Annotated in this window: 9 protein-coding genes; 5 read left to right on the top strand and 4 right to left on the bottom strand. The window is 43.8% G+C overall.

The features are described from left to right. Positions 1–103: 103 nt before the first annotated feature. On the top strand, positions 104–340 hold the full coding sequence (locus O9332_RS02820; protein WP_288023542.1) for a hypothetical protein: 237 nt from the start codon (positions 104–106) through the stop codon (positions 338–340). On the opposite strand, the gene nblS is transcribed toward O9332_RS02820, so the two are convergent. Together nblS and O9332_RS02810 are read right to left on the bottom strand one after the other, a co-directional pair. Beyond that, positions 321–2,312, bottom strand: coding sequence for a two-component system sensor histidine kinase NblS (gene nblS, locus O9332_RS02815; protein WP_002762449.1), 1,992 nt, complete (start codon positions 2,310–2,312; stop codon positions 321–323). The genes O9332_RS02820 and nblS overlap by 20 nt on opposite strands. 319 nt (positions 2,313–2,631) lie before the next feature. After that, positions 2,632–2,772 (bottom strand): hypothetical protein, encoded by a 141-nt coding sequence (locus O9332_RS02810; RefSeq protein WP_196219879.1) that lies wholly within the window; start codon positions 2,770–2,772, stop codon positions 2,632–2,634. On the opposite strand from O9332_RS02810, the gene O9332_RS02805 reads away from it, so the two are divergent. Beyond that, a complete protein-coding gene (locus O9332_RS02805; RefSeq protein WP_223213067.1) occupies positions 2,720–2,905 on the top strand; it encodes a hypothetical protein in 186 nt (61 codons plus the stop codon). The two genes, O9332_RS02810 and O9332_RS02805, sit on opposite strands and share 53 nt — an antisense overlap. A gap of 114 nt (positions 2,906–3,019) precedes the next feature. Here the strand turns inward: O9332_RS02805 and O9332_RS02800 are convergent, their stop codons facing one another. Both O9332_RS02800 and O9332_RS02795 read right to left on the bottom strand, forming a co-directional pair. Beyond that, positions 3,020–3,367, bottom strand: a complete 348-nt coding sequence (locus O9332_RS02800) for a DUF4359 domain-containing protein (RefSeq protein ID WP_002762448.1) — start codon at positions 3,365–3,367, stop codon at positions 3,020–3,022. Positions 3,368–3,443: 76 nt separating this feature from the next. Next, on the bottom strand, positions 3,444–3,623 hold the full coding sequence (locus O9332_RS02795; protein ID WP_002762447.1) for a hypothetical protein: 180 nt from the start codon (positions 3,621–3,623) through the stop codon (positions 3,444–3,446). 285 nt (positions 3,624–3,908) lie between these two features. Here O9332_RS02795 and O9332_RS02790 point away from each other — a divergent pair, with 285 nt between their 5' ends. The 3 genes from O9332_RS02790 to O9332_RS02780 all read left to right on the top strand — a co-directional run bounded on the left by O9332_RS02790 (position 3,909) and on the right by O9332_RS02780 (position 9,799). Continuing rightward, complete coding sequence (locus O9332_RS02790) at positions 3,909–5,042, top strand: glycosyltransferase (RefSeq protein WP_288023541.1); 1,134 nt, start codon at positions 3,909–3,911, stop codon at positions 5,040–5,042. A gap of 248 nt (positions 5,043–5,290) precedes the next feature. Next, complete coding sequence (locus tag O9332_RS02785; protein WP_288023539.1) at positions 5,291–6,490, top strand: hypothetical protein; 1,200 nt, start codon at positions 5,291–5,293, stop codon at positions 6,488–6,490. A 6-nt stretch (positions 6,491–6,496) separates the two neighbouring features. Beyond that, the gene (locus tag O9332_RS02780) at positions 6,497–9,799 is read left to right on the top strand and encodes an efflux RND transporter permease subunit (protein ID WP_190723732.1); all 3,303 of its coding nucleotides are present in this window, start codon (positions 6,497–6,499) and stop codon (positions 9,797–9,799) included. Positions 9,800–10,011: the final 212 nt, after the last annotated feature.

Genomic DNA, 10,011 nt, shown 5'->3' with positions numbered 1-10,011 from the left:
GAACCCTTATAGAGAAAGGCATTTAGCGATTTTTGTCAATTGTTTTTTATCTAGAGCGAACTAATCAATTAAGTCTCTTGCCAGATAAGGATTTAGTCGATTTATGCCCCCCTATCGAACCATAACAAGTAACGAAGAGCCGTATTTTATCCATGACTACAATGCACAGCAAAGCAAAGGATTAAGCCGCCATCACTACTACCGAATCACCACCAAAATTCCCCCTCTCCCTCTCCCTAGGGTTTTTAAAAATTGGTGTCTGAGGAATAAGGGATTATTGCTATTATTAACCCTGATTTTGGGCAGTATTGCTCTGGCTTTTATAAACTCACGTCGTTAATTTTTTTGCTGGCGATCGAGCCTTGATATAAATCTAGATCGAACCAGAAAGTTGTGCCAATTCCCACTTCACTAATCAAATTAATTTGACTATAGTGCTTTTCAATAATATTTTTGACGATCGATAATCCTAATCCCGTCCCTTCTAGGGTATGAACGCGATTTTCTACCCGATAGAAGCGATCAAATATGGCACTTTGATCCTCGGCATCGATGCCAATACCAGTATCGGATACTTCCACGCGAATTTTGAGAGTTTCTTGGGGATTATCTTTGCTGATTTTATAGGCACGAATCACCACTTTACCGCCAGCAGGAGTAAATTTTAGGGAGTTACCGACTAGATTAGTTAATACCTGTAAGAGTAGATCATAATGACCTAAAATTGGTAATAAATTGGCTTCAATTTCCGAGCTTAATTCTAGTCCTTTATCCCTAGCATTGAGTTGATAAGTCCTCAGGGTTTGTTCGATTAATTGTCCGATATCGAGCGCATCTAAGTTATAGTTACGGGAGGATTCTAACCGGGAAAGATCGAGAACATCATTAACTAAACGAGTTAAGCGATCGGTTTCATGATTGGCGGTTTCTAAAAACTCTCTTTTTTCTGTATCGCTGAGATCCTCTCCAAATTCTGTCAGGGTTTCAATAAAAGATTTGATGTTGAATAAAGGGGTTCTTAACTCATGGGAAACATTGCTGATAAATTGACTTTTTGCCTCATTTAATTCTGTTTCTCTGGTGATATCCTGTAGCGTCATAGCAATTCCCCGGACATTCTCCCGATACTGATCGAATACCTGAGTTAACAAAATGCGAATTGTGCAGGGTTTCGGGTGAGTTAAAGATAATCTAAATTCCGCCGGGGAATAGTTATTATTTTCCTGATCAATAACAGCATTTTTCTGATTTTGATTAGCGGATTCTTCTGGTTGGAGGGTTTCTCCTGCCGCAATTTGATAGAGAGGTTTAGTTAGTTTAACCGTTAACTCCGAAGGAAAAAGATGTAGAACATTTTTACCGATAATTTCCTGATCTTCCCAGCCAAATATTTCCCGAGCTGCTGGATTAATTAATAATAATTGAAAATTAGTATCTAAGAGAATTGCTCCATCAGCAATAGTGGACATTAACGTATCTAGTTTGGCTTTTTCGGCGGTCATTTCTTCGATATTTTGTTCTTCGTATCGTTCTAACTTTTCCGCCATTTCATTAAAACTGAGAATTAATTCCCCTAACTCTCCTCCCAGGGGTAAATCAACGCGCTGCTTAAAATTTCCCGCTGCAATATTTTTGACCCCGACTAATAACTCCTTGATTGGTTTGGTGATAGTTAAAGCATTAAAAACTGCCCCGAGAATCACCATCGCCCAAATCGAGACAAAAACGGCAATAGTAACATCACGGGTTAGATTAGAAGAAGCCACCACAATAGCGTTAGGATTGATCCCGATCGCCAATACTCCCAAATATTTGCCCTCATGATTCAAGGGAACAAAGACATCGGTTACTTCACCGTCGGGGGTTTTATGCTGACGGACGAGGGGAGTTTCCCCATTTTCGCCATAATTTTCCGGTAATTGAATGCGACGCTCGATCGTCAGGGAATTTTTAACTTCGGCGGTAGAATAGGGAATGCCGAAAAATATTTGACCCTCCTCGTTAGCGTAGATCAAATAACGAACACTGGAGGTACTACTATAAAAACGGGCTGAAAAACGGGCTAAATCGGTTAAATTGTCCTCAGCAATCAGAGGGGAGACATTAGCGGCTAATAACAGCCCTAAATCCCGGCCAAAACGGGTATCATTGAGACGGACATCCTGCTGGATCGTGTTAACCGCCCAAAAGGTTAAACCACTCATCAACAAAGAAACGGCTAAAGTAGCCGCAGCCATTAATTTAGTTTGGAGGGTGAATTCGGACCACCAACGGGCGATCGCTTCTCGGAGACTAGGCAGAAAATTAGACACGGTTAGGCAGGATTAATCTGTATTCTTGACTACTCTATCGCTCAAATCGCGGGTTAGCACGATCATCTTAACTCATTAAACCTCTTGCATAATTAGGGTCTGCTGAAAAAGTTTTTCGTGGGGACAGGGTGTGGGGTGTGGGGTGTGGGGTGTGGGGTTTTACCGGTTTTGAGGTGGCCAATTACCTAATTTTCAAGGAAAAATTGCCTCAATTTTCCCCCTCATCACTCCCATGCCTGGTACTTTTTGAGGGGAAAAAAGTCTAAAAGTCTTACCCAACAAGGTTTTTATCATTACTCAGCAAGCCCTAATTAATTTTTCAGGGTTCAAAAACGGCAAAAATAAGGATTAAATGGCATAAAGTCTGTAAATAGGGTTTGCGGCAAAAAGTTTTTCCTGGGGGCAAGGTGTGGGGTGTGGGGTGTGGGGTGTGGGGTTTTACCAGTTTTGAGGTGCCCAAGTACCTAATTTTCAGGGAAAAAGTCCAGGGATTTTCCCCCGATCACTCCTATATCCAGTACTTTTTGATTGACAAAAGGTCTAAAAGTCTTACCCAACAAGGTTTTAAGATTTATTCAGCCAGCCCTAAATAGACCATTTAACTGATTATTATTCCTTCTTAATTCTCCTGACTACTGACTCCTAACCCTAACAACAATTTTTGATTTTTACAAGAGGTCTATTATTTAAGCTGGCAGTAATCTCACCTAAGTCTCCGAGAAAGTCAAGAAATGCCCAAAAGCGCCAAGAGTTCTAATTTTAGCTACCCCCGGTACTTCTGTGGTGTAAATACTGAACACACCTAGATTTTGCCGTTGACTAGAGGTTTCGATCGCTGGTTTTAAGATTTGATTTTTGATCACATTTCTGGCTGCCACCGGCAAAGAATCGATCGAGCCACAGAGACTGATTTTCTCGCAAGCGATTTTGTCGGCATGAGCGAGGAGTTTTTCGGCGGCGTATTCGCTGTAAAGTTCTTGGGGGGGATTGGTAAATCCCATAATCCCCGCTATTACCCCCAAGGCGATCGCTCCCTTGAAGAAATTACCCCCCATAGCTACTTAGCTCCTTGATTTTGTCTTCTCCACTCTAATTTTGACAAGACATTTTCGATCTGCCTAGGGGGCAGTGTTAATTTCTTAAACCAATACCGGGTGCATAGCACTCTAGTACATTTCCCGTGAGACTGCAACTAACCAACAGATAATCACAGTGAGAACAGGCGGTGCTAACGAGATGGTGTTCTAAAATATGCTGTCTTTCGGCAAAATTTCCACAATTAGGACAGCGCACTTGTTGCCGGGTGATCATAGCAAACCTCATTAATTAGTTATCTTCTGTATATCAAGCTAGTTTTTCTTGATCCCAATCGGTTTAAGTCTATTTTTTCCTTGATCCCCATTATGGAGTCGATCATCTGATCTTGCTAGTAATTTTTACTAAACTTTGCAATTTTTCTGGAAAATTTTAATAATTTCTTTCTGGTGTTTTTTACCTTGATCGGATAGGTATCGGTAATTTTGGGGAAGAGAAAACCAGAAAGTGAACTATTGATCCCTTACTGCTATAATTACGGCTGAGATTATTGATTATGCTATGAAGTACGCTCTGGTTCACGAGTGGTTAACCCCAAAGGCGACGGGGGGATCGGAATTAGTGGTTAAGGAGATTTTACAATGTCTAGAGGCGGATTTATACGCTTTGATCGATTTTGAGTCCACTAATCCCGATAGTTATCTCTATGGTCGCTCGATCGGGACAACTTTTCTGCAAAATTTCCCGAAAGCGAGAAATGGCGTACAAAAATACTTACCTTTTCTTCCCCTAGCGATCGAGCAGTTAAATTTAGAGGATTATGATGTAATTTTATCCTCCTCCCATTGTGTGGCTAAAGGGGTTTTAATTCGACCGGATCAGGTTCATATTTGTTACTGTCACAGTCCGATGCGTTATGCTTGGGATTTAACTTTTGACTATCTGGCTAATAGTAAGTTAGGACAGGGATTACCCGGTATTTTCACCCGTTATCTTTTGCATGGTTTGCGTCAGTGGGATGTGATTTCTGCTAATCGTGTGGACTATTTTCTAGCTAATTCCCACCACACCGCTAGACGAATTTGGCGCTGTTATCGACGGGAGGCAAAAGTTATTTATCCTCCCGTACAAATCGAGCGTTTTCCCTACCAAGAGAAAAAAGAAGATTTTTATTTAGTAGTCTCTCGTTTGGTTAGTTATAAAAAAGTCCCTTTAATCGTGGAGGCATTTAATCAATTGGGATTACCCCTAGTGGTTATTGGAGATGGTCCACAAATGGCTTTAATTCGTCAGTTAGCTAAGGATAATATTCAGATTTTAGGTGCGGTTTCTGATCGAATAGTAGCAGAATATATGTCGAAAGCAAAAGCGTTTATTTATGCTGCTTGTGAGGATTTTGGTATTGCTTTAGTGGAAGCGCAAGCTTGTGGTACTCCCGTGATTGCATTTGCTGCCGGAGGTGCTTTAGAAACCGTGCGAGAGCTGCGGGAAAATTCTCCCCAGGGAACAGGATTACTTTTTCGGGAACAAAATCCCCAATCCTTGCTGGAAGCGGTCAAATATTTTGTCGATCACGGTGATAAAATTGATCCGGAAGATTGTCGGCAACAGGCTAATAGATTTACTCCAGAGGTTTTTAGAAATGCTTACAGTTTGTTTATAGAGGAACATTCAATCTCTAAAAATTATTGCTAACTTTAATTAGAGCAGTTATCTTAAGGGAGAGCTAGGAGGTTTTCGTTTTAGGGAGTCAGTCATTGGTAGTTGATAACAAATTAGGTTACACTTCCTCTTGATGAGAAACTCTGTATTTCACCAATGGTGAGGATGCAGTCAATGCGCCCAAAATGTAATATCATGGATATTTCTCGAAAGTAGCTATCTAGCCAACGCTGATAGCTTACCGTGGTGCTTGTGATGACAGAAAAGCGAGGATTATAGCCGTGCCTTGGAATCGAGTTAATCAATGGGTAGAAAAACGCTCTTTAGGGGCCTTAGAATCAGCTTATCAGAGAGCGCTCAAAATTAAAGCGATCGAAGATAAACATTTTGGGGGACAAAAAATTTCCCCGGCTGCCGTGGGAGGAAAAAGTGTTTATGATTACTTTCAAAGTACCCTAGAGCGAGAATTATTACAGATACGTTTCGATTTAACTCAAGTGCGTCTGGGTAATTTTATCAATCCGCAAACTAACCCAGAAAATAATAACATCCTAGAGACTTTAAAGGCGATCGAGGATATTATCGGTAAATATCGCCTAGACTTAGAGGAATTGCTGCCCCCATTACCGAATAATCAAACCCCAAATCTGCCTAATACCAATCTCACCAGTGATAAACCCAGGGATAAAGATAACCAGATAATTTCTCCTGCAACCGGTAATAAATTTTTTAACTTCCAGCAAGAATTAACCCCAGAATACGAACAAACCGTTATTAAACAACTCCGTACCCTGCGACAACAGCAACGTATTGCTATTCGTTTTATCCTGATTATTATTTTAGTTCCTCTCTTGGTGCAGGTTATTAGTAGAAACTTTATTTTTAGCCCTGTTTTAAACTATTTTGGTGTGGATAGAGCGAAAATATCAGAAGTTTATATTTCTCAGGAAATTGGCGAAAAATATCTCAGGGAATTTGCTAGACTTCAAGAAATTGAAGAAATCAAGCAGGTTTTAGGAGTAGTAAAAGCAGGGCATAAATCAGAAGAAAATTTTCGGGAACAGGTGGAGGAATTATTCAGAGAAGCGGGTTATGAAAGTCAAGATGGTTGGAAAAACTTACTCTCCGATATCACTGGATTAATAGCCTTTATTGCGATCTTAATTTTTGGTCGTCAACAATTGGCAATTACGCGAGCTTATGTTAGTCGTTATTTTCTCAGCTTAAATGATATAACCAAAGCCTTTATCTTTATTCTCTTTACCGATATATTTGTCGGGTTTCACTCGGCGGAGGGTTGGACGGTAATCTTAGAAACTTTGTTCCGGCACTTTGGTTGGCGCGAGAATATTACATTTATTAGCTTGTTTGTGGCCACGGTTCCCGTTATCCTAGATACCATCTTTAAACTATTAATATTTAATTATCTGACTCGTAAATCTCCCACCGCCGCAACTATCCTAGAAAAAATGAACCAGTAACGCCCTATGATCCTTAGTATTGCCGATACCTTCATTAAAAGACCCGTTCTGACCACAGTTTGCTCGATTTTAATCGTTTTGATCGGAGCGATCGCTGTTCCCTTTTTACCCCTAGAAAAACTGCCCCAGTTGGCATTTATTCAGGTAGCGGTAAATGCCAACTATTTGGGAACCGATGCCAAAACCGTACAGGATAACGTTACCACGGTACTCGATCGCCAGATTAACGGGACAGAACAGATTGTTTATATGCAGTCCCAGAGTACCAACACCGGACAAAGTACGGTGAATGTCTTTTTCCCGGTGGAAATGGATCGTAATATTGCCCAAGTCTTGGTACAAAACCGTGTCAGTACCGCGGCCGCTAGTTTACCGGAAGAAGTGAACCGGCAGGGGGTGACAACTAATACCCAATCCCCCAGCGTTACCCTTGCCTACGGGATTTCCGCCAAACCGGATGAAAAGGGCAATTATCCCTACGATACGGTCTTTTTAAGTAACTTTGTCGATCGGGTCATCGATGCGGAGATTCGCCGGATCGAGGGGGTTGGTAGTACAACAATCATCGGGGAGAGGGAATACGCCCTACGTTTTTGGCTTAATCCCGATGCTTTAGCCGCTAGGGGTGTATCGGCGGAACAAGTAGTACAGGCGATCCGAGAACAGAATATTCAGGTGGGTGCGGGGACAATTGGCGGTGATCCTAGTCCCGAAGAGCAGCAATTCCAGATCGCCATTCGCGCCGTTGGTAGGGTTGCCACCGGGGAGGAAGCAGAAAATATTGTCGTCAAAGTCGGGGAAAATGGCGATTTAATCCGAATTAAAGACGTAGGACGCGCAGAAATCGGAGCCGAAAGCTACAGTACCGCCGCCTATTTCGACAAATCCCCCGCCGTTGTCTATATCGTCTATCAGTTACCCGGTTCCAACGCTTGGAATACTGCCAAACTGGTAAAAGAAAAAATGGCGGAACTAGAACCAAGTTTCCCCCCGGGGTTAAATATCGCCATTACCCTCGATAATACGGCTTTTGTCGCCGCTTCCCTGGAAGAAGCCTTTAGCACTCTGGTGGAGGCGATTTTACTGGTTATTCTCGTCATTTTTATCTTCCTTCAGGATTGGCGCACCACGATCATTCCGGCGATCGCTATTCCCGTATCTTTGATCGGAACCATGGCCGTCGCCCTGGCTTTAGGCTATTCTCTCAATAACCTCTCCTTGTTTGCCGTCATTCTGGCCACCGGTTTAGTGGTGGACGACGGCATCGTGATCGTAGAAGCGGTATCGGAAAAATTACGGCAGGGAATGCGGCCATTTCAAGCTGCCCTCGATGCCATGGGCGAGTTAACCTCGGCGGTGATTGCTAGTTCTCTTGTACTGCTGGCAGTTTTTATTCCCGTCACCTTCTTCCCCGGTACGGTGGGGATCGTTTATCGACAATTTGCCGTCATCATCTCCGCTTCAATTATCATCTCCACCTTTAACGCCCTCAGTTTTTCCCCCACCATGTCGGCGATTATCATGAAAGCGCCCCAACGCACCCGCGGCCCCTTGGGACTGTTTTTCGAGGGCTTTAATCGGGGTTTCAACGCAGTTAAAGAAGGCTATCGACGCTCGATCGAATTTCTGATCCGCATCCGTTTTTTAGTGTTACCCTTCTTTATCGCCGCCCTCTTTCTCACAGCTTGGAGTTATAGCACCACTCCCCAGGGTTTTATCCCCGAAGAAGACCAAGGTTATGCCTTCGTTTTGGTGCAAGCACCCCCCGGGGTTTCCCTGCGCTACACCGACCAGGTTATCCGTCAGATTAACGAAGAAATTCTCGACGGTATCGAAGAAATCGAACACTTTGTCGGTATGGCGGGCTTTAGTTTTGCCGGAAGTGGTAGCAACCAAGGACTATTTTTTGTCAAGTTAAAAGAATGGTCGGAACGGCCCGGCGAAGATAAGTCGGTTTTCGGGGTTCTGCGGAAAATTAACCAACAATTAGCCACTAAAGTCCCAGATGCTCGCGCTTTCGCCGTTAATGCGCCCCCCGTGGATGGATTAAGTTCTACCGGCGGTTTCGAGTTATTTATCCAAAACCGCGCTTCTTTCCCCATGGACGCTTTGATTGCCAACGCTAATAACGTCATGGCCGAGGCCCGAACAAGACCGGAATTATCGGGAATTTTCACCCAATTTACCACCGACACGCCGATGCTGGAACTTTCCATCAATCGCAACCAGCTACAGGCGCAAAACGTCGATATGCAGGCCGTTTTCGGAACCCTGCAAACCTATCTCGGTTCCAACTTCGTCAACCAATTCGTCTTAGGCGATCGCTTGTATCGAGTCTTTGCCCAAGCAGAAGCGGATTATCGCTCTAATCCTGAAGATATTAACCGTCTTTACGTCCGTTCCCGTACCGGGGCCAATATTCCCCTATCGGGTTTGGTTAGCGTCAAACGCTTCACCTATCCACCGATTATCACTAACTTTAACCTCTATCCCTCGATTAACGTTCAGGGTAGTCCCGCCCCCGGTTTTAGTACGGGACAGGCGATCGCAGTGATGGAAGATGTTTGTCGGAAAGTCCTGCAGCCCGGTTTCGGTTACGCTTGGACGGGTACAGCTTTCCAAGAAAAAACTTCCGCCGGGGCTGCCCCAGTTATCTTCGGATTAGCCTTTATCGTGGTTTTCCTCGTCCTTGCGGCCCAGTACGAAAGCTACATTGACCCGATTATCATCATGATTACCGTTCCCCTAGCGATCCTAGGGGCCATGGGGGCCTTACTGTTGCGGGCGAATTTCCTACAAGTGGGTAGTCTGTTCCCGGCGGTGAATAATAATATCTATGCTCAGGTGGCTTTGGTCATGTTGATCGGTTTAGCGGCTAAAAATGCGATTTTAATCGTGGAATTCGCTAACCAGTCCCGTACTTTGGGTTTAAGTATTCCCGATGCGGCAGCCCGGGCCTCGACGGAACGCTTAAGACCGATTCTGATGACGGCTATTTCCGGTTTAGTCGGTTTCTTGCCCTTGGTTATCGCTTCCGGCGCCGGAGCGATGAGTCGTTGGTCTCTGGGAACTGCAATCCTAGGCGGTTATCTGATTTCCACGGTGTTGAGTTTATTTCTCGTCCCGGTGTTGTATGTGCTGATCAAACAGTTCGAGGCCCAATTCCTCTCCTCGAAACCCCCGAAAAGTGGCGGTTCTGGCGGCAAAAAAACCCCTTCTCTCGATGGGGAAAGGAATACATCAGAAACCCCGATAGAAGAAGGGGCCATTTCCTCTTTGAAAATCTCTCCTCAGTCCCCGAATGACTAGGGTGTTAGGAGTCAGTAGCCGGTCGTCAGTAGTCAGTAGTCAGTAGTCAGTAGTCAGTAGTCAGGAGATTATGGTTCTTCGGTTTGTGTTATGCAATGGACGGGAGTTATAAGGGATGAAACCCTTATATAGAAAGACATTGCTTCGATTTTTGCCAATTGTTTTCAATCTAGAACGAGCTAATCAATTAAGTCTCTTGCCAGATAAGGATT

Origin of the sequence: Microcystis sp. LE19-10.1B (assembly GCF_027530565.1) — a bacterium.
GTDB lineage: Bacteria > Cyanobacteriota > Cyanobacteriia > Cyanobacteriales > Microcystaceae > Microcystis > Microcystis aeruginosa.
The sequence above is the reverse complement of the archived record's forward strand: the minus strand, read 5'-3'. Positions and strand labels throughout refer to the sequence as shown.

Excerpts from the sequence above, each read along its gene's own strand:
- O9332_RS02820 (WP_288023542.1), top strand. The coding sequence starts at position 104 with ATGCCCCCCTATCGAACCATAACAAGTAACGAAGAGCCGTATTTTATC.
- O9332_RS02780 (WP_190723732.1), top strand. The coding sequence starts at position 6,497 with ATGATCCTTAGTATTGCCGATACCTTCATTAAAAGACCCGTTCTGACC.
- O9332_RS02800 (WP_002762448.1), bottom strand. The coding sequence starts at position 3,367 with ATGGGGGGTAATTTCTTCAAGGGAGCGATCGCCTTGGGGGTAATAGCG.
- O9332_RS02795 (WP_002762447.1), bottom strand. The coding sequence starts at position 3,623 with ATGATCACCCGGCAACAAGTGCGCTGTCCTAATTGTGGAAATTTTGCC.
- O9332_RS02790 (WP_288023541.1), top strand. The coding sequence starts at position 3,909 with ATGAAGTACGCTCTGGTTCACGAGTGGTTAACCCCAAAGGCGACGGGG.